22 protein-coding genes and 2 other RNA genes are annotated in these 24,234 nt (G+C 64.7%); 4 read left to right on the forward strand and 20 right to left on the reverse strand.

Annotation, left to right across the window (positions count from 1 at the left end):
- The first annotated feature begins 124 nt into the window (after nt 1–124).
- Together ACCQ06_RS19125 and ACCQ06_RS19130 are read left to right on the forward strand one after the other, a co-directional pair.
- Entirely contained in the window at nt 125–1,468 is a 1,344-nt protein-coding gene (locus ACCQ06_RS19125) for a sigma-54-dependent transcriptional regulator (protein ID WP_316688741.1), read from the forward strand.
- A gap of 8 nt (nt 1,469–1,476) precedes the next feature.
- Nucleotides 1,477–2,829 carry a sensor histidine kinase gene (locus ACCQ06_RS19130; protein WP_104615117.1) on the forward strand — a complete coding sequence of 451 codons (1,353 nt, stop codon included), beginning with the start codon at nt 1,477–1,479 and terminating at the stop codon, nt 2,827–2,829.
- A gap of 133 nt (nt 2,830–2,962) precedes the next feature.
- Here the strand turns inward: ACCQ06_RS19130 and ACCQ06_RS19135 are convergent, their stop codons facing one another.
- The 4 genes from ACCQ06_RS19135 to ACCQ06_RS19150 all read right to left on the reverse strand — a co-directional run bounded on the left by ACCQ06_RS19135 (nt 2,963) and on the right by ACCQ06_RS19150 (nt 5,690).
- Nucleotides 2,963–3,883: a right-handed parallel beta-helix repeat-containing protein gene (locus tag ACCQ06_RS19135; RefSeq protein ID WP_228323644.1), complete on the reverse strand. Its 921-nt coding sequence runs from the start codon at nt 3,881–3,883 to the stop codon at nt 2,963–2,965.
- Nucleotides 3,884–3,898: 15 nt separating this feature from the next.
- Nucleotides 3,899–3,974, reverse strand: a non-coding RNA gene (locus tag ACCQ06_RS19140) — sX9 sRNA.
- 195 nt (nt 3,975–4,169) lie between these two features.
- A complete protein-coding gene (gene glmU / locus ACCQ06_RS19145; RefSeq protein WP_104615116.1) occupies nt 4,170–5,534 on the reverse strand; it encodes a bifunctional UDP-N-acetylglucosamine diphosphorylase/glucosamine-1-phosphate N-acetyltransferase GlmU in 1,365 nt (454 codons plus the stop codon).
- Between the two features lie 80 nt (nt 5,535–5,614).
- Nucleotides 5,615–5,690: non-coding RNA, sX9 sRNA (locus tag ACCQ06_RS19150), on the reverse strand.
- 134 nt (nt 5,691–5,824) lie between these two features.
- Here ACCQ06_RS19150 and ACCQ06_RS19155 point away from each other — a divergent pair.
- Nucleotides 5,825–6,211: a GtrA family protein gene (locus ACCQ06_RS19155; protein ID WP_104615071.1), complete on the forward strand. Its 387-nt coding sequence runs from the start codon at nt 5,825–5,827 to the stop codon at nt 6,209–6,211.
- A 407-nt stretch (nt 6,212–6,618) separates the two neighbouring features.
- Here the strand turns inward: ACCQ06_RS19155 and ACCQ06_RS19160 are convergent, their stop codons facing one another.
- The 10 genes from ACCQ06_RS19160 to ACCQ06_RS19205 form a co-directional block, all read right to left on the reverse strand.
- A complete protein-coding gene (locus ACCQ06_RS19160; protein WP_228323580.1) occupies nt 6,619–7,206 on the reverse strand; it encodes a chorismate mutase in 588 nt (195 codons plus the stop codon).
- A 226-nt stretch (nt 7,207–7,432) separates the two neighbouring features.
- Nucleotides 7,433–7,855 (reverse strand): F0F1 ATP synthase subunit epsilon, encoded by a 423-nt coding sequence (locus ACCQ06_RS19165; RefSeq protein ID WP_002814084.1) that lies wholly within the window; start codon nt 7,853–7,855, stop codon nt 7,433–7,435.
- Between the two features lie 169 nt (nt 7,856–8,024).
- On the reverse strand, nt 8,025–9,431 hold the full coding sequence (atpD, locus tag ACCQ06_RS19170) for a F0F1 ATP synthase subunit beta (protein WP_104615069.1): 1,407 nt from the start codon (nt 9,429–9,431) through the stop codon (nt 8,025–8,027).
- A gap of 124 nt (nt 9,432–9,555) precedes the next feature.
- Nucleotides 9,556–10,419: a F0F1 ATP synthase subunit gamma gene (atpG, locus tag ACCQ06_RS19175; protein ID WP_005992067.1), complete on the reverse strand. Its 864-nt coding sequence runs from the start codon at nt 10,417–10,419 to the stop codon at nt 9,556–9,558.
- A 181-nt stretch (nt 10,420–10,600) separates the two neighbouring features.
- Nucleotides 10,601–12,148 carry a F0F1 ATP synthase subunit alpha gene (atpA, locus tag ACCQ06_RS19180; RefSeq protein ID WP_104615068.1) on the reverse strand — a complete coding sequence of 516 codons (1,548 nt, stop codon included), beginning with the start codon at nt 12,146–12,148 and terminating at the stop codon, nt 10,601–10,603.
- 47 nt (nt 12,149–12,195) lie between these two features.
- Nucleotides 12,196–12,723: a F0F1 ATP synthase subunit delta gene (locus tag ACCQ06_RS19185; protein ID WP_104615067.1), complete on the reverse strand. Its 528-nt coding sequence runs from the start codon at nt 12,721–12,723 to the stop codon at nt 12,196–12,198.
- A 3-nt stretch (nt 12,724–12,726) separates the two neighbouring features.
- On the reverse strand, nt 12,727–13,197 hold the full coding sequence (locus ACCQ06_RS19190) for a F0F1 ATP synthase subunit B (protein ID WP_055847997.1): 471 nt from the start codon (nt 13,195–13,197) through the stop codon (nt 12,727–12,729).
- Between the two features lie 114 nt (nt 13,198–13,311).
- Nucleotides 13,312–13,611: a F0F1 ATP synthase subunit C gene (gene atpE, locus ACCQ06_RS19195; protein WP_104615066.1), complete on the reverse strand. Its 300-nt coding sequence runs from the start codon at nt 13,609–13,611 to the stop codon at nt 13,312–13,314.
- Nucleotides 13,612–13,684: 73 nt separating this feature from the next.
- Entirely contained in the window at nt 13,685–14,485 is an 801-nt protein-coding gene (atpB, locus tag ACCQ06_RS19200; RefSeq protein ID WP_039421795.1) for a F0F1 ATP synthase subunit A, read from the reverse strand.
- 25 nt (nt 14,486–14,510) lie between these two features.
- Nucleotides 14,511–14,876: a hypothetical protein gene (locus ACCQ06_RS19205; RefSeq protein ID WP_074059361.1), complete on the reverse strand. Its 366-nt coding sequence runs from the start codon at nt 14,874–14,876 to the stop codon at nt 14,511–14,513.
- Nucleotides 14,877–15,509: 633 nt separating this feature from the next.
- Here ACCQ06_RS19205 and ACCQ06_RS19210 point away from each other — a divergent pair.
- Complete coding sequence (locus ACCQ06_RS19210; RefSeq protein WP_170068561.1) at nt 15,510–16,322, forward strand: hypothetical protein; 813 nt, start codon at nt 15,510–15,512, stop codon at nt 16,320–16,322.
- A 52-nt stretch (nt 16,323–16,374) separates the two neighbouring features.
- Here ACCQ06_RS19210 and ACCQ06_RS19215 read toward each other — a convergent pair whose 3' ends face one another.
- The 6 genes from ACCQ06_RS19215 to ACCQ06_RS19240 all read right to left on the reverse strand — a co-directional run bounded on the left by ACCQ06_RS19215 (nt 16,375) and on the right by ACCQ06_RS19240 (nt 24,225).
- Complete coding sequence (locus ACCQ06_RS19215; protein ID WP_316688746.1) at nt 16,375–17,058, reverse strand: DUF6624 domain-containing protein; 684 nt, start codon at nt 17,056–17,058, stop codon at nt 16,375–16,377.
- 297 nt (nt 17,059–17,355) lie between these two features.
- Nucleotides 17,356–18,633 carry a Xaa-Pro dipeptidase gene (locus tag ACCQ06_RS19220; RefSeq protein WP_316688747.1) on the reverse strand — a complete coding sequence of 426 codons (1,278 nt, stop codon included), beginning with the start codon at nt 18,631–18,633 and terminating at the stop codon, nt 17,356–17,358.
- Between the two features lie 467 nt (nt 18,634–19,100).
- Nucleotides 19,101–20,906: a dihydrolipoyl dehydrogenase gene (gene lpdA / locus ACCQ06_RS19225; protein WP_316688748.1), complete on the reverse strand. Its 1,806-nt coding sequence runs from the start codon at nt 20,904–20,906 to the stop codon at nt 19,101–19,103.
- Between the two features lie 16 nt (nt 20,907–20,922).
- The gene (locus ACCQ06_RS19230) at nt 20,923–21,570 is read right to left on the reverse strand and encodes a hypothetical protein (RefSeq protein ID WP_104615063.1); all 648 of its coding nucleotides are present in this window, start codon (nt 21,568–21,570) and stop codon (nt 20,923–20,925) included.
- On the reverse strand, nt 21,567–23,330 hold the full coding sequence (locus ACCQ06_RS19235) for a dihydrolipoyllysine-residue acetyltransferase (RefSeq protein ID WP_316688750.1): 1,764 nt from the start codon (nt 23,328–23,330) through the stop codon (nt 21,567–21,569). The genes ACCQ06_RS19230 and ACCQ06_RS19235 overlap by 4 nt, the downstream gene beginning before the upstream one ends.
- 127 nt (nt 23,331–23,457) lie before the next feature.
- On the reverse strand, nt 23,458–24,225 hold the full coding sequence (locus ACCQ06_RS19240) for a DUF2884 family protein (RefSeq protein ID WP_316688751.1): 768 nt from the start codon (nt 24,223–24,225) through the stop codon (nt 23,458–23,460).
- Between the last annotated feature and the right edge of the window lie 9 nt (nt 24,226–24,234).

The following is a 24,234-nucleotide window of genomic DNA, read 5'->3' on the forward strand; positions in this document are numbered from 1 at the left end:
GCAAGTCCAGCGTCAACTACTCCGGCGCATTGCCCCGTCGCAACGTCCGTTGCCATCGACACCGGCTTGCGCCGTATGCTGTGGCGAGCACCTCCCCCGATACCTTTCGCCTCTCGAGCGCGCAATGCCGCAGATCCTGATCATCGACGACAACACCGCCGTGGCCACCGCGCTGGAGGTGCTGTTTTCGTTGCACGACATCGAAGCGCGGCATGCGTCATCGCCGCAAGCCGGATTGGCGCTGCTGGACGAGCAGGCGTTCGATCTGGTGATCCAGGACATGAACTTCACCGCCGACACCACCTCCGGTGAAGAAGGCGAGGCGCTGTTTACCCAGATCCGCCAGCGTCATCCGGATCTGCCGGTGATTTTGCTCACCGCCTGGACCCATCTGGGCAGTGCGGTAGGCCTGGTCAAGGCCGGCGCCGCCGACTACATCGCCAAACCGTGGGACGACACCAAGCTGCTGACCACGGTCAACAATCTGCTCGAACTCTCCGAAGCGCGGCGCGAACTCGCACGCCGTCGCGAACGCGAGCACCGCGGCCGCGAGCAACTGACCCAGCGCTACGATTTGCGCGGCGCGGTCTTCGCCGACCCCGCCAGCGAGCGGGCCATCGCGCTCGCCTGTCAGGTCGCACGCTCGGAACTCCCTGTGCTGATCACCGGCCCCAATGGCAGCGGCAAGGAAAAGATCGCCGAGATCATCCAGGCCAACTCGGCGACCAAACATGGCCCCTTCATCGCGCTCAATTGCGGCGCCCTGCCGGGCGACTTGATCGAGGCAGAATTGTTCGGTGCCGACGCCGGCGCCTATACCGGTGCCAACAAGGCGCGCGAAGGCAAGTTCGAAGCGGCCGATGGCGGCACGCTGTTCCTGGACGAAATCGGCAACCTGCCGCTGGCGGGCCAGATGAAACTGCTGCGCGTACTGGAAACCGGGCGCTATGAGCGGCTGGGTTCCAATCGCGAGCGGCATGCCAAGGTGCGCGTGATCAGCGCCACCAATGCCGACCTGCAGTCGATGATCCGCGATGGCAGCTTCCGCGAGGATCTCTACTACCGCCTCAACACCGTGGAGATCGCGCTGCCCGCACTGGCCGAGCGTCCGGGCGACATCGCGCCACTGGCCGAGCATTTCCTGGCGGGCGGCAAGCCGTTGTCTGCACAGGCGCGCGATGCGCTGCAACGGCACGCGTGGCCGGGCAATGTGCGCGAGCTGCGCAACGTGCTGCAACGTGCGTCGCTGCTCGCGCAAGGTGCGCGCATCGAAGCCAGCGATCTGAACCTGCCACGCGCCGCAGCGGCGCGGCCGGTGGCGGCAGTCGCCGGCGAGCCCGATCGCGCGCGCATCGAACAGGCGTTGGCGCGCGCGCAAGGCGTGATCGCCCAGGCCGCCGCCGACCTGGGACTGAGCCGGCAGGCGCTATATCGGCGCATGGACCGTTACGGCATCAAATCGGAATGAATCTCCGCATGCGGCATCGTTCCTTCACACTCACCCTGTTCTTACGGCTGTTGCCGGTGCTGGCACTGGCCGCCGCGCTGCCCTGGTTCATCGCGTACTGGCTGGATCGCGGCTGGCAGGTGGCTGCGATTTCGGTCGTCGTTTTGCTGGCCGCGATGTGGTTCAGCCTCAACCGCGCCACCGCACCGATGCGCTCGTTGTTCCGCGCGCTGGCCGGCACCACCAGCAGTTACCGCGATGGCGAATACAACTTCGGCGTGTATTGGCGCGGCACCGACGAACTGGCGCAGTTGGTGCAGGCACATGCCGAACTCGGCGACGTGCTACGCGCGCAGCGGCGCGATCTGGTGCAGCGCGAATTGATGCTCGACACCATGCTGCAGAACACGCCTGTCGCGATGCTGTTGGTGGTGGCCGGCGGCGATGGGCTGCGCCGCATCGGCTTTTCCAACAACGCCGCGCGCAAACTTCTCTACGGGGGACGCAAGCTCGAAGGCCAGCATCTGGACGATGTGCTCGAACGCATGCCTGGCGAGCTGCGCGACGCATTGGCACGCGGCGGCGACTGCCTGTTCGCTGTGCGCGAGGATGGCGATGACGAAGACGATGAGCAGATCTATCACCTGTCGCGGCGCAGCTTCCACCTCAATGGTCGCGGCCATGAATTGCTGTTGATCCGCACCCTGACCACCGAATTGCGACGGCAGGAAGTGCAGACCTGGAAGAAGGTCATCCGCGTGATCAGCCACGAATTGAATAACTCGCTCGCACCGATCGCCTCGCTGGCGCATTCCGGCGCCGAGCTGCTACGGCGCGAACGCACCGACCGCCTGGGCACGGTTTTCGAAACCATCGAAGAACGCGCGCGTCATCTGGAAGGCTTTATTCGCGGCTATGCGCGCTTTGCCAAGCTGCCGCAGCCGCAATTGCAGACCATCGCCTGGGCGCCATTTCTCGAACGCCTGCAACAGCAGATCCCGTTCCAGATGCAGGGCGAGATCAGCGATGTCAGCAGCCGCATCGATGCAGCGCAGATCGAACAGGCCATGCTCAATCTGCTCAAGAACGCACATGAGGCCTGCAGCGAAGCGCAGCCGCCCAATAGCGACGTCGCCGTGCGCGTGACACGCGTATCGCAGTGGCTGCGGATCGAAGTGCTTGATCGCGGTAATGGCATGAACGAAGCGGTCTTGCACAATGCCCTGATGCCGTTCTACTCGACCAAACGCAATGGAACCGGGCTGGGGCTTGCGCTCACCCGCGAGATTGCCGAAGCGCATGGCGGGCGTATTTCGCTGCACAACCGCGAGCACGGCGGCCTGTGCGTGACCTTGTTGCTGCCCTCGGCATCGGCTGCCTAGTCAACCACATTCGACACGATCGAACGCGCCTTCTAGCGCAGCGTACTGATCGTTTGCCGGGTCCGGCGGGCCACCCAATGCGCAGGTAGTCGCTGCAACAAACGCGCACAATCGCGTTGCGATCACAGCGTCGTCAATCGGGGTTCGACGTACCGCGTTCAGCGATGCGCGGCCGTTTGAGCGCACCACATGCATCGTCTGCACCGGTGGTACGTGTCGCCTCGATGGCGCGGTAATACCCGATACCCACGGTATTGCCAACAAACTCACCGCCCTGCGACGGGCACTCGCCATCGGCTTTGAACCAATCCGAAAACGCGGCGTACTTGCCGGCCCTGAGAAAGTGGTTACCGCCGACATAGGTCCGGTCCGAGGCATCGCGCGTGCGTATTGCGTCGCCGTTGACGTCCACAAACGTATTGCCCTCGATCCGGTTACCGGACGAGTGCCGCGCCAGATACAGCGCATGGATGAAACCCGAGGTGTCGGTATCGTTTTCGATCGACACAAAGCGATTGTGTTCGATGCGGTTGTCGCGCGACTGTTGCAGCCGGATCGCTGCAAACGAATACGCGGCCTCGTCACTGCGGCCGTAGCGCCCGCCGATCCGCTCGAACTGCATGTTGCGGATCGTGTTGCCACCATTGCCGTCTTCATCGGTCTTGCTGCTGCCCAGATCCAGCGCCATCCAGTAATTGCTGACCTTCAGCCCATCGAAGGTCAGGCGCGTCGGTACATTCCGACCGCCTTTCAAGGCGAACCAGGTCGCGCCGCCGCGTCCGTCGAAGAGCGGCGGCGTGGCAGCGCCGGGAGCGGCGATAAAACGGATGGGCGCGCCATTGGCAAAGGTCCATTGCACCGACTGTTGAAGATAGGTGCCCGGGGCGATAACCACTTCCACCTCCCCTGCCGGTCGTCGTTCGACCAGGCGTTGCTGGGCAGCACCGAGACTGCGCAATGCGGTCGAAGGTTCGGTACCTGCCGCCGCATCGTTGCCATCGGGCGCCAGATACAGCCGGTAACTGGACGCCGCTGCAGTACCCGGCTGCAGCATCAGCACGCCAAGAGCGGCCAACAACACGTAGCGAGGAATCGTCATGTGGTTACGGACAGCGCACAGGAGCCGGAGTGCAGGCGTGGTCCATGCCGCTTCCGAGAAAAGGCCACGCCCGCCTGACGGCTGCACAGTCGGGTGTTGGCCGCTCTCAGGAGCAGGATCAATAACGTGTCTGGTCGTCGCTGCATCGTGCACCTTCAGTCGTTACCCGCGGCACAGCCAAGCATCGCCGTGCTGCGGCTGCGTAGCGTCACCCACCCGCGCACCACGACACCACTCCATGCTACTTCTTGGTCGGCCGCTCCCAGCCTTCGATCACGGTCTGACGCGGCCGCGCCACGCTGAGCTGGCCGGCCGGCGCGTCGCGGGTGATCACAGAGCCGGCACCGATGGTGGCATTGGCGCCGATCTCGATCGGCGCCACCAACGCGCTGTTGGAGCCGACGAACGCGTTATCGCCGATGGTGGTCTGCGACTTGTTCACGCCATCGTAGTTGCAGGTGATGGTCCCGGCGCCGATGTTGACCTTGCTGCCGATCGTTGCATCGCCCAGGTAAGTGAGGTGGTTGGCCTTGCTGCCCACCCCCATCGTGACCTTCTTGGTCTCGACGAAGTTGCCGATATGCACCCCATCGGCCAACAGCGTGCCCGGACGCAACCGCGCGAACGGGCCGATCATTACCGCACCCTCGGTCACCACGCCTTCCAGATCGCAGTGCGCACGTACTTGCGTGCCGGCACCCAGCGTCACATCGCGCAAGCGTACGAACGGGCCAATCACCACGTCATCGCCCAGCGTCACATCGCCTTCCAGAATCACATCGATGTCCAGTTGTACATCGCGCCCCACCTGCACCGTGCCGCGCTGCTCCACGCGCGCCGGGTCGGCCATGCGCACGCCCTGCAGGCATAACGCACGCGCCGCACGCAGCTGCCAGGCGCGTTCGAGCTGAGCGAGTTGCCAGGGGTCGTTGGCACCTTCCACATCCTGTGGGTCGCCCACATGCACCATGTCGGCCGGGGTGAAGTCGCCGGCGGCGCTGGCAAACACGTCGGTGAGATAGAACTCGCCCTGCGCATTGTTGTTGGACAAGCCACCCAGCCAACGCCGCAGTGCAGTGGATTCGGCGGTGAGGATGCCAGTGTTGATGGTGCGGATGCGTCGCTGCTCGTCGTTGGCGTCCTTCTGCTCGACGATCGCCGCCACCTTGCCTTCGGCATCGCGCAGGATGCGTCCGTAGCCGGTGGGGTTGGCAAGCTCGGCCACCAGCACCGCCATCCGGCCGGGCGCATGCAGCAACTGCAGCAGGCTCTCGCTCTGGATCAGCGGCACATCGCCGTACAGCACCAGCACGGTGGCCGCATCCGGAATCGCATCCATCGCCTGCTGCACGGCGTGGCCGGTGCCCAGTTGCTGCTGTTGCTCGGCCCACTGCAGATCGGCCTGCCCGGCAAATGCCGCGCGCACCTGATCGCCGCCGTGCCCGTAGACGATATGGATCGCGGCCGGCTGCAGCTGCCGTGCGGTGGCGATGACATGCGCCAACATCGGCTGGCCCGCCAACGGCTGCAGCACCTTGGGCAGGGACGAGCGCATGCGCTTGCCCTCGCCCGCAGCCAGGATCACGACGTGCAGGGGCAGGGTCATCAAGAATTCCAAAGGCGGGAGATAGGCCAAATTCTAGTCGCAGCCATGCAAAACCGCGTGCTCGATCGATGTCTTAGAGCGGCTAACAACACGTAGCGAGCAGTCGTCAGGTGGGTGCGGGCGGCGCGGAGGAACCGGAGTGGACAAGTGGTACATGCCGCACCGAGCACCGGCCGCGCCCGCCTGGCGGTGAGCACAGTCATTTTGTTAGCTGCTCTTAAACACGCGATGACAACTTTTTTAGCACTGCGGCCGCTAGGATGGGCGCCCTTTCTTCGTCCCCGTCACGCATGAGCCTGTTTCGCCAAGGCAGCCAGTTCACCCTGATTGGCGGCCTGCAATTGGCCGTGGATTGCGGCATCTTTATCGCCGCCACCGCCGCCGGCATGCCGACGGTGCCGGCCAATCTGCTCGGGCGCATCAGCGGCGCGGTGCTGGGTTTCTGGCTCAACGGCCGCTACACCTTCGCCCAGCAGGGCGGCGGCGCGCGGCTGGGCTGGCAGCGCTTCCGCCGCTTTGCGGTGATGTGGCTGGCGCTGACGCTGATCAGCACCTGGCTGCTGTCGGCAACGGTGGATCTGGTCGGCCTGCGCCAGGCCTGGCTGGCCAAGCCACTGGTCGAGGGCGGGCTGGCGATCGTGTCGTTCTTTCTCGGCCGGCATGTGGTGTATCGCTGAGGGCGCGCGGCAAGCGAGGTTGGAGCGCGCGCCAGCATGCGTCGTCAAACCAAGGTGGCCGGCTGTTTACCGTTTCATGCTGCCAAGCAACGCGCGCACTGCTGGCGCTTGCCAAGCTTGAGCTGCGCACATGCGACGTGATCGAGGCTCAAGCCCATGTACCGCCCTTGGGTACCCCGGCGACAGCACACCCAATCTGCTGCGGGAACCGGGCAGCCACCACGCGGGGCACCTTGCCCCGCTGGCGACTTCATCACCCGATTACGTGTTCCAGCCCGATTGCGATCGAGGTGGAAGCCGCGCGGCACGATGCAGCGGCGTGGTCGCTTAGAAGGTGCGTCGACCTTGCCGATACATCATCACCGCAAGCGCGTTGCCTCGCCACGCACTGCAGCAACAACGCCGCGCTAGCTCTTGGCGGGTGCCTGCTGGCAAAAGTCGCCCAGGCCACGCACCAGTGCCGCACGGTGCAAGGCATCCAGCTGCCATTGCGCCGCGTAGTGCGACGCGGACCGTGCCGTGTTGGCGGCGCATTGCGGTGCCGAGCGCGCCGCTGCGGCATCGGCCAGCGCATCGAGCAACTCGCCCTGCAGTTGGTCCAGGCGCGCGCGCAGTGCGGCCAGATCCGGGCGTGCGGTGTCCGGCGCACGCCCACGTTCGTGCCAATGGTTCAGCAGCGCGTACTGCACCGATTTATTGGCCTCGATCTGCGCCGCAAAGAAGCGCGCTGCATCGTCGGCATCCAGTCCATGCGCCGGCGCCTGATCGCGCACGCTCTGCAGCACCGCCGCTTCGCGCGTCTGGTCCAGTACCGGCTTGCCGCTATCCCACTTGCTCAGCGCCACCGCATCGCCGATCGCATTGCGTTGCACGATGCGATCCAGCAGCGGATCCAGCGGCGGCTGGCTGCGTGCCGGAAGCGCGCAGCCCAGCAGTGCAACCGCAAGCGTGCAAGTCAGTGCATAACCGCGGAAGCCATCGATCGAGCGAGTCATGGGGTGTCCTCAATGTCGGGGGTGATCATGCCATGGCGCAATGAAGCGCTGCATGGCAACCAGCCACGCAGTGTGCGCGCTGTCGGCAACACGCGGCCTTGTGCCACGCAGGCGCATCTCCAAAAACGAAAACGCCGACACGAAGGTCGGCGTTTTCAATCCACATCTGCATCCGGCATTACAGCTGAAGCAAGTCGCTTGCCCACGCAATGGGCCAGGCGATCGATCAGTGCTTGAGGGTGCGTCGCAACCGCTCCAGCGCCTGCAACTGCACCGTCGCCTCGGCCAGCTGACGCTGCGCCTGCGCCACGTCCACCGTGTCGCCACGGTTGGCCAGCAGACGCTCGGCTTCTTCCTTGACCTTGCGAACTGCAGCCTCATCGATGTCCTGCGCACGCACCGCGGTGTCGACCAGCACGGTCACCACCTGCGGCTGCACTTCCAGGATGCCGCCGGAGATGGCGAAATCCAGCTGTTCGCCACTGGCGGTGGTGACCACCACCTTGCCCGGCTTCAGGCGGGTGATCAGCGGCGCGTGCTTGGGCGCAATGCCCAGCTCGCCCAGTTCGCCGGTGGCCACGACCAGCGTCGCCTCACCGTGGAAGATTTCCTTCTCGGCGCTGACGATGTCGCAACGAATAGTGCTCATGGTGCCTCACTGTAGTGAGGCGGGGAATCGGGAATCGGGAGTCGGGAATCGGAAGAGCGCCTGACTGCGCGCACTTCCAGATTCTCGTGACTTCCAACTCACCTAAAACCCGCCTTTACGATTCCCGATTCCCGATTCCCGATTCCAGCCGCATGGCGGCTGGGATCAATCAGGCCTTGGTGCTCATCTTGTTGGCTTTCTCGACGGCTTCTTCGATGCTGCCGACCATGTAGAACGCCTGCTCCGGCAGGTGATCGTACTCGCCATCGCAGATCGCCTTGAAGCCACGGATGGTGTCCTTCAGCGACACGTACTTGCCCGGCGAGCCGGTGAACACTTCGGCCACGTGGAACGGCTGGCTGAAGAAGCGCTCGATCTTGCGTGCGCGCGACACCGACTGCTTGTCTTCTTCGCTCAGCTCGTCCATACCCAGGATCGCGATGATGTCCTTCAGTTCCTTGTACTTCTGCAAGGTCTGCTGGACGCGCTGGGCGGTGTCGTAATGCTCGTGGCCGATCACCAGCGGGTCCATCTGGCGGCTGGTGGAATCCAGCGGATCCACGGCCGGGTAGATGCCCAGCGAGGCGATGTTACGGCTCAGCGTGACGGTGGAATCCAAGTGGGCGAAGGTGGTCGCTGGCGACGGGTCGGTCAGGTCGTCCGCAGGCACGTACACGGCCTGGATCGAGGTGATCGAACCGCTCTTGGTCGAGGTGATGCGCTCCTGCAACACGCCCATTTCTTCGGCCAGGGTCGGCTGGTAACCCACCGCCGACGGCATACGGCCGAGCAGCGCGGACACTTCGGTACCGGCCAGCGTGTAGCGGTAGATGTTGTCGACGAACAACAACACGTCCTTGCCCTTGCCGTTCTCGTCCTTCTCGTCGCGGAAGTACTCGGCCATGGTCAGACCGGTCAGCGCCACGCGCAGACGGTTGCCCGGCGGCTCGTTCATCTGGCCGTACACCATCGCGACCTTGTCCAGAACGTTGGAGTCCTTCATCTCGTGGTAGAAGTCGTTGCCCTCGCGGGTACGCTCGCCCACGCCGGCAAACACGGACAGACCCGAGTGCGCCTTGGCGATGTTGTTGATCAGTTCCATCATGTTGACGGTCTTGCCGACGCCGGCGCCGCCGAACAGGCCGACCTTGCCGCCCTTGGCGAACGGACACATCAGGTCGATGACCTTGATGCCGGTTTCCAGCAGTTCGGTGCTGGACGACTGGTCTTCGTACGACGGTGCGGCGCGGTGGATTTCCCAATGGTCCGATGCCTGCACCTCGCCAGCTTCGTCGATCGGACGACCCAGCACGTCCATGATGCGACCCAGCGTACCCGCACCGACCGGCACCGAAATGGCACGCTCGGTGTTGGTCGCCAACAGGTTGCGCTTCAGGCCGTCGGTGGAGCCGAGCGCAATGGTGCGCACCACGCCGTCGCCGAGCTGCTGCTGCACTTCCAGGGTGATGGCGGTGCCCTCGACCTTCAGCGCGTGATAGACCTTGGGTACTTCATTGCGCTGGAACTCGACGTCGACGACCGCGCCGATGATCTGAACGATCTTGCCCTGACTCATTTGGATAACTCCACTCATGTCTGTTCGATTCTTGTGTCGGGAATGGGAAATCGAGAATGGGGAATGGGAAGATCAAGAGCACCGAAGCCTTGCCTATTCCCGTTTCACGATTCTCCATTCCCGGCTAGACAGCGGCCGCGCCGCTGACGATTTCCGAAATTTCCTGGGTGATCGCCGCCTGACGTGCCTTGTTGTAGACCAGTTGCAAGGTGCCGATCATCTTGTTGGCGTTGTCGCTGGCGGCCTTCATCGCCACCATCCGCGCGGCATGTTCGGATGCCACGTTTTCCAGCACGGCCTGGTACACCAGCGACTCGATGTAACGCGTCATCACGTGCTCCAGCACGGTCGCGGCATCGGGTTCGTACAGGTAGTCCCAATCGTGATGCGCCACCTTGTGCTCGGCGGCCGGCAGCGGCAGCAGCTGATCGAAGCTGGCCTTCTGCGTCATGGTGTTCACGAAGCGGTTGTAGACCAGATACACACGGTCCACCTTGCCGTCGATGTAGGCATCGATCATCACCTTGATCACACCAATCAGCTGCTCGACCTGCGGGCTGTCGCCCAGGTGGGTCACGCTGCCGACCATGTTGACCTTGATGCGACGGAAGAACGCCGAGGCCTTCTGACCGATGGTCACCACGTCGATCTCGGCGCCCTTGTCCTGCCACGGGCGCACTTCGCCCAGCATCTTGCGGAACAAGTTGTTGTTCAGACCACCGGCCAGGCCGCGGTCGGAAGAGATCACGATGTAACCGACCCGCTTGACCTGCTCACGCTCGACCAGAAACGGATGCTGGAAATCGGTGCTGGCCTGCGCCAGATGCCCGATCACCTGCTTCATCGCCTGCGCATACGGACGCGAGGTCTTCATGCGCTCCTGCGCCTTGCGGATCTTGGAGGCCGAGACCATTTCGAGCGCGCGCGTCACCTTGCGGGTGTTCTGCACGCTCTTGATCTTGGTTTTGATTTCGCGTCCGCCTGCCATTGCTCGCTCCGCTCGTGAGAATCGGGAATCGGGAATCGGGAATGGCCAGAGCCTCCCGCGTCCCACTTCACGACTCTCTAATTCCTAAATCTGGGATTCGGCAGCGGTGATTCGACATGGGCCAACGCCCTGAACCACCGCTCCTACAAATCCCGAATGCCCAATCCCCAATCCCGGCGCCTTACCAGGTGCCGGTGGTCTTGAACTCTGCGATGCCCTTCTTGAACGCGGCTTCGATGTCGTTGTCCCAACCGCCGGTGCTGTTGACCTTGTCGATCAACTCGCCCTGGGTGTTGGCGAAGTGCGCGTGCAGGCCTTCTTCGAACGCCAGCAGCTTGTTGACCGGCACTTCATCGAGGTAACCCTCGTTGACGGCGTAGATCGACAGCGCCTGGTTGGCGATGGACATCGGTGCGTACTGCTTCTGCTTCATCAGCTCGGTGACGCGCTGACCGCGCTCGAGCTGCTTGCGGGTGGCTTCGTCCAGGTCCGAGGCGAACTGCGCGAACGCCGCCAGCTCGCGGTACTGCGCCAGCGAGATACGGATGCCGCCGGACAGCTTCTTGATGATCTTGGTCTGGGCCGCACCACCGACGCGCGACACCGAGATACCGGCGTTCACGGCCGGGCGGATACCGGCGTTGAACAGGTCGGTTTCCAGGAAGATCTGGCCGTCGGTGATCGAGATCACGTTGGTCGGCACGAACGCGGAGACGTCGCCGGCCTGCGTTTCGATGATCGGCAGCGCGGTCAGCGAGCCGGTCTTGCCGGTCACCGCACCGTTGGTGAACTTCTCCACGTATTCCTCGGACACGCGCGCGGCGCGCTCCAGCAGGCGGGAGTGCAGATAGAACACGTCGCCCGGATAGGCTTCGCGACCCGGCGGGCGCTTGAGCAGCAGCGAGATCTGGCGGTAGGCCACGGCCTGCTTGGACAGATCGTCGTACACGATCAGCGCGTCTTCGCCGCGGTCCATGAAGTATTCGCCCATGGTGCAGCCGGCATACGGGCTGATGTACTGCATCGCGGCCGATTCGGACGCGGTCGCAGCCACCACCACGGTGTGCGCCAGCGCGCCGTTTTCTTCGAGCTTGCGTACGATATTGGCAACGGTCGAGGCCTTCTGGCCGATCGCCACATACACGCACTTGATGCCGGTGCCCTTCTGGTTGATCACCGCATCGATCGCCAGCGCGGTCTTGCCGGTCTGGCGGTCGCCGATGACCAGCTCGCGCTGGCCGCGGCCGATCGGGATCATCGCATCGACCGACTTGTAACCGGTCTGCACCGGCTGGTCGACCGACTTACGCCAGATCACGCCCGGCGCAACGCGCTCGACCGGTGCGGTCTGGGTGGCGCCCAACGGGCCCTTGCCGTCGATCGGCTCGCCCAGTGCGTTGACCACGCGGCCCAGCAGTTCCGGACCCACCGGCACTTCCAGGATGCGGCCGGTGGTCTTGGCCACGTCGCCTTCGCGCAGGTTTTCGTAATCGCCCAGCACCACGGCGCCGACCGAATCGCGCTCCAGGTTCAACGCCAGGGCGAAGGTGTTGTTGGGCAGTTCGATCATTTCGCCCTGCATCACGTCGGCCAGGCCGAAGATGCGCACGATGCCGTCGGACACGCTGGTCACGGAGCCTTCGTTGCGCGACTCCGCGGACAGCTTGACCGTCTCGATGCGGGTCTTGATCAGGTCGCTGATTTCGGAGGGGTTGAGCGTGGTTGCCATCGTTCAGTCCTAGGTGCCGGCCGCGAGGGCCATGCGTTTATGTGAATTCAGTGGGCGAGCGAGCTTTGCAGACGCGCGAGCTTGCCCTTCAGCGAGCCGTCGATGACCACGTCGCCGGTGTCGATCACCGCGCCGCCGATCAGCGATGCATCCACCGCGGTGGTGATGTCCACCTCGCGGCCAAAGCGCTTCTTCAGTGCAACGGCGATCGTATCCAGCTCGGCCGCGGTCATCTCAGTTGCCGAGGTCACGGTCGCCTTGACGACGTGTTCGGCCTCGGCGCGCAGCTGTTCGTATAAGCCTGCGATTTCCGGCAGCGCCGACAAACGCTGCGCATCGGCCAGCAGGCCGAGGAAACGCAGATAGTCTTCGCTCGCCTGCGGCGGCGCCAGCAACGTCACTGCCTGTTCCTGGCGCAGGGCCGGGTTAAGCAGCAGCGCAGCCACGCGCGGATCGCCAGCCACCTGCGCCGAAAACGCCAGCGCATCGGACCAGGGCGCGAACGTACCGCCCTCACGCGCGATTGCAAACGCGGCACGGCCGTAGGGACGGGCAAGTGTGAGGGCCTGACTCATCGATTAAATCTCCGCCGCCAGCTCGTCGAGCAGCGCCTTGTGGGCGTTGGCATCGATTTCGCGCTTGAGCAGCTTCTCGGCGCCGCTGACCGCCAGCACCGAGATCTGCTTGCGCAGTTCTTCACGGGCACGGGTGGCAGATGCGTCGATTTCGGTCTGGGCCAGATCCTTCTGACGGTTGGCTTCGGCAATCGCCTCGAGCTTGGCCGCTTCGATGATCTGGTTGGCGCGCGCATGGGCCTGATCGATGATCTCGTTGGCCTTGGTGCGTGCGTCTTTCAGTGCTTCGTTGACCTTTTCCTGCGCCTGCGCCAGATCCTTCTGGCTGCGATCGGCTGCGGCCAGACCTTCAGCGATCTTTTGCTGACGCTCTTCGATCGCCTGCAGCAGCGGCGGCCAGATTTTGGTCGCGACGATCCAGATCAGACCGGCGAAGGCCAACGCCTGGGCAAAGATGGTAAGGGTGATATCCATGGGTCGCTCAATCGCTGTTTAGGGGTGAAAGCGCCGCCGCAGTTGGCGACGCTTTCCGACCTTCATCCGCGGATGCAACCGCACTGGCTGCCTCCACATCCTGCTACCGCTGGATCAGCCGGCAGCCGACAGACGCTCGATGAACACCTGGGCCAGCGGGTTGGCGAAGGCGAACAGCAGGCCGACGGCGACGCTGATGATGAACGCGGCGTCGATCAGGCCGGCGGTGATGAACATACGCACCTGCAGCACCGGGATCAGTTCCGGCTGGCGGGCGGCCGATTCCAGGAACTTGCCAGCCATGATGGCCAGACCGAGGCCGGCACCCAGCGCGGCCAGGCCGATCATGATGCCGACGGCGAGGACGGTGGAGCTCTGGACTTGAGCGAGGTTGGTCAGGACGGCGAGGTACATGGTGATCTCCGAACGAAAGTTTCTAAGGGTGATGGATGAATCGGGATGAAGCGTATGAAGGGTGTAGCGAAACTCAGTGACTGTCTTCCGCAAGGCTCAGATACACGATCGACAGCATCATGAAAATGAAGGCCTGCAGCGGAATCACCAACAGGTGGAACAGCATCCAGCCGAGGCCGAATACGCCGCCAGCGACCATGCCGGCGATGCCCGCACCGCCCAGCACCCAGATCAGCAGGAAGACGATCTCGCCGCCGAACATGTTGCCGAACAGTCGCATCGCCAACGAAATCGGCTTGCTCAGCCACTCGACGATGTTCAAAAGCAGGTTGAACGGCATCATCCATTTGCCGAACGGCGCCGTCAGGAATTCCTTGGTCATGCCGCCCACGCCCTTGGAGCGCAGCGAGAAGACGATCATCAGGAAGAACACGCTGATCGACATGCCCAAGGTGGCATTGACGTCGGCGGTGGGCACCGGCTTCCAGGCGTGGATGCCTGCCCAACCCAGCGGAATGGCGATGAAATCGGCCGGAATCATCTTGATGAGATTCATCAACAGGATCCAGAAGAAGATGGTGATCGCGATCGGCGTCACCAGCTTGCTGCTGCCGTGATAGGTGTCCTTGGCCTGCCGGTCGACGAACTCCAGGCAGATTTCCACGAATGCCTGCCACTTGCCCGGCACGCCGGCCGTGGCATTGCGGGTCGCCGTCCAGAACGCCAGCACCATGACCAGGCCCATCAACACGGCCATGACCAGAGTGTCGACGTGGATGGTCCAAAACGTGCCGCCACCCTCGCGAACCGGATAGATCAGGTTCTGCAAGTGATGCTGGATGTAGGAGGTAGGGGTTGCTGCCTCGCCCGCCATGTGTCTGGAGCCCTTTAAGTTCGAATCAACGTCTGGCCAGAGCCAGAACCTGAAAAATCAACCCGATGGCGATACCCGCCAACAGAGCCAGAGGAGGCAGCCGCCACAGGGCAAAGCCCAGCGACAACGCCGCAAATACCAACACCCACTTCAGCACCATCGCCAGCACCAACCGCACCATCGCGATGCCTGCTGCCTGGATGCCGCCGCCGAGCGCGGTGCGTGCCGCAACCCAACCGCCCAGTACCGTTGCAAAGCCGGTCAATGCCAGACCGGCAGAGTAACGGGGACCAACCAACAGCAACCCCAGACTGGTTATAGCTACGGCGGCAAGCGGATATACCGCAGCGCGCAGCATCAACCGCCGACCCGCGTCAACGGAGTTCAGCACTACGGTTACCTTACGTGTGAATGAGGGGGAGGCGCAGTTGCGCCTCGTCGAGCCGCGAAAGTATAGCAATGGGACAAATTGCGAGACAACCGGCAAAGGTCATCGGCTGCTGCAACGCACCAAACATGCACGGCGGCGGCGGGTGGGAACTTTGCCACAAACTGGCGGTCGGAACCTGCGAGGCCTGCACATCCTCGTCGAAAGGTACCGCCGCAGGTCGCGTATGGGAGCCCTGGGAGACCGGGGCTCCTGCTTTTTACGCATTTTGTCGCACCCTGACACTTTCCCATCGGCGGTCCAATCCGCTGCATTGCACGCTCGTTTCGCTCTATGCAGGGCCACGATGGAGGCCCGATTGCCGCGTGCAGCGTCATCGGCTGCGCAGTTGGCAGCGACGAACTTACCCGCAGGTATGCACTACGGCACACTTTTCGCATGTCGTCATCAGCGCCGGATTGGGCGCCACCAGCGCGCGATGCCCATGCCTATTAGGCATGCGGACCGTTTTGTCCGATTGCTATGTCCGCCTTCACGGATGTGCGACAGGCTCTTCACTTATGGAAGACGCGGGCTTATCGATAGTGCGCGCCACTGGCCCATCGGCCTGACCATTCCAAGATTACGGAGCTCCCCATGAAACACCTCCTCGCACTGGCGATCCCGTGCGTTCTGGCCGTCGCCTACGTCGCGCCGGCACACGCCGAAGATACCGATGACCGCTTCCAGATTCGCCTCGGTGCGATGAATGTGGACAACGACAACACCATCCGCGGCAACACGCTGCTGGCGGGCAACAACGTGTCGGTCAATGAAGATTTCAAGCTGGGCGGCAAGGAATGGGAGCCGCGCGTCGATGGCGTGTTCCGCATCAGCACCCGTCAGCGCCTGATCTTCGATTACTTCAAGTACGACAAGGATCGCCGCGAGACCCTGACCCAGGATCTGAGCGCAGGCGGCGTAACCGTGCCGAGCGGCAGCTTCATCAAGGGCGAGCTGAAGTATCAGGTCGCGACCCTGGTGTACGACTACTCGGTGATCGATGCGCCGGAATTCAGCCTGGGCCTGCAGATCGGTGCCGAATATGCCAAGGTCGAAGCCAACGGATATGCCGATCTGGGCACCGTGTTCTCCGGCGACGTGCTGGACGAGAAGGCCGACGGCGTGGCACCGGTGGTGGGTATCCGCTTCACCGCGCGTCCGAGCGAGCATTGGCTGTTCAACGTGCAGGGCCAGTACCTCAACACCAGCTGGGGCAACTTCGACGACTACGAGGGCGACCTGAGCCGCGCCAACGCGATCGCCGAATACCGCTTCACCAAGAACTTCGGCATCTTCGCCGGCTACGACTGGTTCAAGCTCGACGTCGACCAGCGCGGCAGCGATGGTCTGATCGGCCTGAAGCAGGAGTTCAAGGGCCCGGTGGCAGGCGTGACGTTCGCGTTCTGATCTGCGCCACCGTTGCTAGCGAACGGCCCGCCCTGTGCGGGCCGTTTGCGTTTCAGCTGCCGGGCGGCGTCGACGGCACCGGGAACAGCTGCGTGGCCACGCACACGTAGTCGGCCAGCGGCATCTCGTCCATGCCGGCGCGTAGTACGTCCACCTGCGCCGGATCGGCGATCGGCTTGGGCACCCAACGCCCCTGCTCGGGCACCAGTTGGCTGCCGTAACGCTGCGGTTTGCCGTTCGCGACGAGCACGCGGTCGGTCAGCAAGACCTGCTGGTGCACCGACACCTCGCCACGGCGTGCGCCCTGCCGGGTCAGCGTGCCCAGCACGCGCTCCTGCAGGGCCGGATCGGCGTCGGCATGCTGCACCAGCAGCCAGGCGGCGGCCACGCCGTCGCGTCCGACCTGGGCCACACTGGGCAAGCCATCGTGTTCGGCGACCATGCGACGCATCTGCGGCAGATGCTCGGCGTCCAGCGCCAGCATCTTGCCCATCGCTGCCTGCGACCAGTCACCGTTGCGGACCTGTTGATCCAGGCGCTCCATTTCCAGCAATCGCGCGCGCAATGCGGGCTCGCTGGGAGCCGCCGCCTCGGCAGGCGTGGCGGTGGCGGCATCCGCCTTGGCCCGCTCCTGCGTGCGAACGAACGCTGCCGCTCCCGGGCATTTGGCCAGCGCCGCCGCCATGGCCGGATCGTCCTGCGTGGACGCAGCTGCCGCGTGCACCGTCGCGAGCATGCAGCTCATCCATACTCCGAGCACGGCCTTGCGCATCGATCGACACTCCCTGTGATGGACTGCGTGGCCGGACCTCCGCACAGCTTCCACCTGCAGCATGCCCAAGCCACGATGCCTCGTGCAAGACGGGGCGACGCGATCTTGCAGCGGCTGAGCGGGCGCCTGCGTTGTGGGCAGCGTGCGCAGACGTGGCCGCTCGCAGGTTCGGTGAGTCCCGTGCCGATCAACGCGCCAGTGGCGCGCATATCGTCAGGCAGCCGCGCGCGTGCAGCTCCGCACCGGCGAGCGCCAGGGTGCTCACTCGGCGACGCGTTCGCCGCCCTTGATCACGCCCTCTACCTGCCGCAGCACGGTGACGTCCTGCAGCGGATCGCCGCTGACGGCGATCAGATCGGCGTAGCGGCCCGGGGCGATGGCGCCGACATCGTTGCTGCGCCCCAGGGCCTCGGCTGCCTCCACGGTGGCGGCGCGGATCGCTTGCAACGGCGTCATGCCCCACTCCACCATCTTGGCGAACTGGCGGGCGTTGTCGCCGTTGGGATACACGCCGCCATCGCTGCCGAACACCAGCTTGACTCCGGCCGCGTGCGCGGCGCGGAAGGTCTCACGCTGTTTGCGTCCGATCTGGCGCTCCTTTTCCAGCGATTCGGCGAACAGGCCGTTCTTTTCGCCCTCGGCCAGGATGTAGTCGTCGTTGTAGATGTCCATCGAAAACCAGGTGCCGTGCGCCTTGGCCAGCTTGAAGGACTCCGCATCGGCCAGGCTGGCGTGCTCGATGGTGTCGGCACCGGCGCGGATCGCATCGTTGATGCCGGCGGTGCCATGCGCGTGCACGGCGACCTTCAGGCCCAGCCGGTGCGCTTCGTCCACCAGCGCGCGCATTTCCTCCAGGCTGTATTGCTGCCCGCCGACACTGTCGGTCTTGGACAGCACCCCGCCGGTGCCGCAGAACTTGATCACTTCTGCGCCGTATTTGCGCAGCGTCCGCACCGCGGCGCGGATCGCGTCCGGACCATCGGCAACACCGGGGCCGGTGACCTTGACCGAGGGCGGGAATTCGGTGGCATCGCAGTGGCCACCGGTCGCGCCGATGGCGTAGGTCGCCGGCACGATGCGCGGGCCGGGCACGGTGCCGCGCTCGATCGCCTGCTTGAGCGCGACATCGTCGTAGTTGAGCGAACCGACATTGCGCACCGTGGTGAACCCTGCGCGCAGCGTTTTTGCGGCATTGGCCACGCCGACCACGGTCCAGAAATTGTCGGTGTACTCCAGGCCCTTGTAGCCGCCCAAGGTGGGGTCCACGGTGAGATGCACATGCATGTCGATCAGCCCCGGCAGCAGCGTGCGCTCGCCCAGATCGATGCGCTGCGCAGCGGCCGGCAGCGGATCGCCCTGCCGACCGACGCGGGTGATGCGGCCGGCGGCCACTTCGATCTGCGGCTTGTCCACATAGCGACCGGTCTGCACGTCCAGCAGGCGCGCGGCGGTGATCACGGTGGTCTGTGCGTGCGCGCACAGCGATGCACACAGGCAGCCAGCAGCGGCGAGCAGCACCGGCAAACGCATCTTCGACATCGGGGTCGTCCCTGAGCTGCGAACGGCGTGTCCGCGCATCGATGGTGCAAGCCCGCTGCGGACTGCGCAAGCGCCCTGGAGATCGCATCGTGGCAATGCCCTGCGTGGCGTGGTCAGCCCTGACGCGCGCGCGAGCGATGCACGATCGCCACGCACCCAGACTGGAGGCTGCCGGATAACCTGCGAAATCTGCTTGCAGGGGTCAGCATTGTCGACGCATGCGATCGAGTGCAGCCGCCAAGCGGGGCAGCCACATGCGGCTGCGTACTACCCTGGAAACCCAGGAAAAATCCGCACGTGCGCAGTAGCGCCGCATGCACTTGACGCCTACCAAACGCAAGGAACAGCACCGTAAAGGCAACGGCAACGACAACGACCACAGCAAAAGGCGATCACGCGCACCAATCCCCATCACGACAACGCCCCGCACAAGGCGGGGCGTTGCTGACAGCAGCCGAGGCGAGCCGTTACTTTTTCTTCGGGATGTACAGGTCGGTGATGGTGCCGTCGTACACCTCGGCCGCCATGCCGACCGACTCGCTCAGGGTCGGATGCGCGTGGATGGTGTGGCCGATGTCTTCGGCTTCGGCGCCCATCTCGATGGCCAGGCCGATCTCGGCCAGCAGGTCGCCGGCATGCACGCCGACGATGGCGCCACCGATGATGCGGTGGGTGTCTTCATCGAAGATCAGCTTGGTGAAGCCTTCGGTGCGGCCAATGCCGATCGCGCGGCCGCTGGCGGCCCACGGGAACTTGGCCACGCCAACCTTCAGGCCCTTGGCCTTGGCTTCGTTCTCGGTGACGCCGACCCAGGCGATTTCCGGGTTGGTGTATGCCACCGACGGAATCACCCGCGCCACCCATTCCTTCTTCTCGCCGGCCGCCACTTCAGCGGCCAGTTTGCCTTCGTGGGTGGCCTTGTGCGCCAGCATCGGGTTACCGACGATGTCGCCGATGGCGAAGATGTGCGGCACGTTGGTGCGCATCTGCCGGTCCACCGGGATGAAGCCGCGCTCGGTGACGGTGACGCCCGCCTTCTCCGCGCCGATCTTCTTGCCGTTGGGCGAGCGGCCCACGGCCACCAGCACGCGATCGAACGCGGTGGCCGGCAGACCGGGCTTCTCGCCCTCCACGGCCGCTTCGAAGGACACGGTGATGCCGCTCTTGTCGGCCTTCACGTCGGTGGCCTTGGTCTTGAGATGGATCTCCACGCCCTGCTTCTTCAGGCGGTCGGCCAGCGGCTTGACCAGGTCCTTGTCGGCGCCCGGCATCAGCTGATCCATGAACTCGACCACAGTGACCTTGCTGCCCAACGCGCTGTACACCGTGGCCATTTCCAGGCCGATGATGCCGCCGCCGACCACCAGCAGGGTCTTGGGAATGTCGTGCAGTTCCAGCGCGTCGGTGGAGTCCATCACGCGCTTGTCGTCCCACGGGAAGTTGGGCAGCTTCACCGCCTGCGACCCGGCGGCGATGACGCAGTGCTCGAAGCGCAGCAGCTGCGTCTTGCCGTCGTCGCCGACGATCTCCAACTCGTTGGGGGAGACGAAGCTGGCCACACCGGTGACGGTGCGCACCTTGCGCTGCTTGGCCATGCTGGCCAGGCCGCCGGTGAGCTTGCCGACCACTTTTTCCTTGTACTCGCGTAGCTTGTCCAGGGTGATCTTCGGCTGCCCGAAGTCCACGCCGAAGTCGCCGGCATGTGCGACCTCGTCGATCACCGCGGCGGCATGCAGCAGCGCCTTGGACGGGATGCAGCCGACGTTGAGGCAGACGCCGCCGAGGCTGGCGTAGCGCTCGATCAGCACCGTGTCCAGGCCCAGGTCGGCGGCGCGGAACGCGGCGGTATAGCCGCCCGGGCCGGCACCGAGCACCACCATCTTGCAGTCGATATCCGCGGCCTTGCCGCTGGCCAGCGCCGGCTTGGGCGCTGCCGGCTCGGCCGGGGCGCGGTGCGACGGCGTCACCGGCGGTTTGCTGCCGGGTGCGGCGGCCTTGGTCTCGGCCTTGGCGGGCGCAGGCGCGGCGGCCTCGCCTTCGGTTTCCAGCAGCAGCACTACGGCGCCTTCGGACAAGGTGTCGCCAATCTTGACCTTGAGCTCTTTGACCACACCGGCAGCCGAGGACGGCACTTCCAGCGTGGCCTTGTCCGATTCCAGCGTGACCAGGCCCTGGTCCTTGGCCACGCTGTCGCCCAAGGCGACCAGCACTTCGATGACGGGGACATCGCTGTAATCGCCGATGTCGGGAACCTTGATTTCAATGACCGCCATTTGCTTCTCCTGTGGCTTAACCGGCTGTGCCGGCAAGCGTCTGCTGGAGTTCATCCAGCGACGATTCGATTTGGGTCCAGCGCTTGTCGCGCTTCTTTTCCTTGCCGTCGCTGGCTTCGATCAGCAGCGCGGCCTGTTGCAGCAGCAGTTCGCCGGCGCCGCAGCTCGGGCGCGTGCCGCTGTAGCGCACGCCCTCGACCTGGAACGACAGCACTTCGCCCTCAGTCACCGGCGCGGTGCGGCCGCTCGGTGCCAGCTGGGTCAAGGCCGCGGTCCAGTTGCTGACCAGCCGTTTGGCCAACGCCGCCGGAATCGGGATCTCGACCGTTTCAGGCGTCTGCTCGGTGCGGAACTGCACACTGCCGCGATCGCTCTGGCTGACCCAGCTGTAGACGCGCTCGTCGGCGCGGCTGTGGCGCAGGGTCCAGTCGGCGCCGTCCTTACCCGGCACCAGCGACACGCCGCTTTCCACGCCACGTGTGGGCAGAGTCAGCAACGACAATGCCGGCTTGTTGCCGCCGTCGAGCAGCGTGCTCACCGCAGTGCCGTAGTTGCCCACGGCCGGCGGCCAGCCGCGCCCCAGCGTGCTGTCGCACTCGCGTGCCGTCGCGCAGGTCCACGGCAACACGCCGAGCACGGCGATCGTCAGCAGCGCAATCCTCACAGCAGGACGCGACGCATGTCGGCCAGCACCTGGCTGAGGTAGGTGGTGAAGCGGGCCGCCAGCGCGCCGTCGATGACGCGATGGTCGTAGCTCAGCGACAACGGCAGCATCAACGTCGGCACGAACTCCTTGCCGTTCCAGACCGGCTGCATCGCCGACTTGGACACGCCCAGGATCGCCACTTCTGGGGCATTGATGATCGGCGTAAACGCGGTGCCGCCGATGCCGCCGAGCGAGCTGATCGAGAAGCAGCCGCCGCTCATGTCGGCCGGGCCCAGCTTGCCGTCGCGCGCCTTCTTGGCCAGCTCGCCGCTTTCCTGGGCGATCTGCAGCACGCCCTTCTTGTCGACGTCGCGGATCACCGGCACCACCAACCCATTGGGCGTATCGGCGGCAAACCCGATGTTGATGTACTTCTTCAGCGTGAGGTTTTCGCCGGCCGCATCGAGCGAGGCGTTGAACTCGGGGAACTTCTTCAGCGCCGCGGCGCTGGCCTTGACCAGGAAGGCGAGCATGGTGAGCTTGATGCCCGCCTTCTCGTTTTCCTTGTTCAGCGCCACGCGCAGTGCTTCCAGGTCAGTGATGTCGGCCGATTCGAACTGGGTGACGTGCGGAATCATGGCCCAGTTGCGCGCCAGGTTGGCACCGGAAATCTTCTTGATGCGCGACAGCGGCTGGGTTTCGGTCTCGCCGAACTTGCTGAAGTCCACCTTCGGCCAGGCCAGCAGGTTCAGGCCGTTACCACCACCGGCCGGTGCGGCACCGGCTGCGGCAGGCGCGCCACTGGTGAGCGCGGCCTTGACGAAGCGCTGCACGTCTTCACGGGTGATGCGCCCGCCCTTTTCGCTGCCCTTGAGCTGGTTCAGATCCACGCCCAGCTGGCGTGCGAACACCCGCACCACCGGGCTTGCATAGGCCACCTTGGACGGCAGCACGCTGTCGGCGTCGAAGGTCACCGGCGGGCTGCTCGGGTTGCCGGCCGATGGCTGGCTGCCTTGCGAGGCATCGCTGGAACGTGCGCCCTGCACCTGCGCGATCTCGCGCTGGGCCAGCTTGTCCGGCTCGGCCGACACCGCGACCGGCTCGACCTTGCCGGCAGTTTCGGCGGTGTCGGTGCTGGGTTTGGCCGGAGACTGCGCCGCACCGGCGCCGCCATCGCTGGCAGCGATGATCGCCACCACATTGCCCTGCGACAGGGTGTCGCCGACCTTGACCTTGAGCTCCTTGACCACGCCGGCGGCCGAGGACGGCACTTCCATCGTGGCCTTGTCCGATTCCAGCGTGACCAGGCTCTGGTCCTTGGCAACGGTATCGCCGACGGCGACCAGCACTTCGATCACCGGGATGTCGGTGTAGTCGCCGATATCGGGCACGCGCGCTTCGACCAGACCGCCTTCGGCGGCGGGTGCAGCCGGCGCGGCCTTGGCGGCAGGTGCCGGTGCAGCAGCGGGAGCAGACTTGGCCGGAGCGGCAGGAGCAGCTGCTGCTGCGGGCTTGGCCGCGGTGTCGGCACCGGCATCGGCCACTTCGATCAGCGCCACCAGGGCACCCTGCGACAGCGAATCGCCGACCTTGACCTTGATCTCCTTGACCACGCCGGAGACAGACGAGGGCACTTCCATGGTGGCCTTGTCCGATTCCAGCGTGACCAGGCTCTGGTCCTTCGCGACCGTATCGCCGACCGACACCAGCACCTCGATTACCGGGACGTCGCTGTAGTCACCGATATCGGGGACAAGTGCTTCCTTGATTTCGGCCATACGGGGAACTCCGGCAACAGATGGGGAAACCCCTATTGTGGCCGGCCACGGGCCGCAGCGCCAACCATTGGCGCGGAAAAAAACGCACAGCCGGCAGGATGCAGCGTCCGCACACGCACGTGCATGCTTATTTCGAGGCGCGTCGATCCACCCGCAACAGTTGCAGTGGCGCGCCCGAGGGCAAACGATACGCCAGCGCATTGTCCAAGCCATCCAGCGCTTCGACGCGGTCGCACAAGCGCTGCGCACGCGGGCTCAATGCACGCGCCTGCGGCTCGACCAGACGCTCGATGCGCGCTTCCAGCCCATCGAGCGAACGCAGCTGCATCTCGTTGCCGGTGAGCCCGGACTGCACCGCACCGGCAACCACATCGCCGATCAACTGCGGCAACACCTCGGCCACCAGTGCGCCGATGTCGTCGTCGATATTCACGGGCGTGAGCTGGCTTTTGCTGAAGCTCTGCTTCAAGCGCAGATCGATCTTTTCGCGCACGCTGGCCAATTGCGCACGAGTCGCCTCGGGACTGCGACTGAATCCAGCCGCCACTTCGCCGAGCGCGGTGACCGCGATGTCGGCGGCCTCGCGCCCGACCTCCTGCGCCAGCGGCACCACCTCGCGGGTCTGCCGCTCGAACTGGATCAGGCGCACACGGTCGTCTGCGCTCAGCGTCACCCAGCGATCGTCGACGAACAACGCACCCTCGCGCATCACGACGCGCGCGGGCGCGCCGGGGGATTCAGGCGTGCGGATCAGGATGACGCTGCGCGGATTGAGCGTGAGGTCGTAATCGCTGCTGACATCGCACTGCATCTCCCCAGCAACGGCCACATCCGCCACGGCGAACAGGCCCAGTGCCAGCGCTGCCGCCATCGTCGTTGCGTGTCCGATCATCATCGCGGTGCT

Origin of the sequence: Xanthomonas sp. NCPPB 4467, assembly GCF_041475665.2 — a bacterium.
Classification (GTDB): domain Bacteria; phylum Pseudomonadota; class Gammaproteobacteria; order Xanthomonadales; family Xanthomonadaceae; genus Xanthomonas; species Xanthomonas dyei.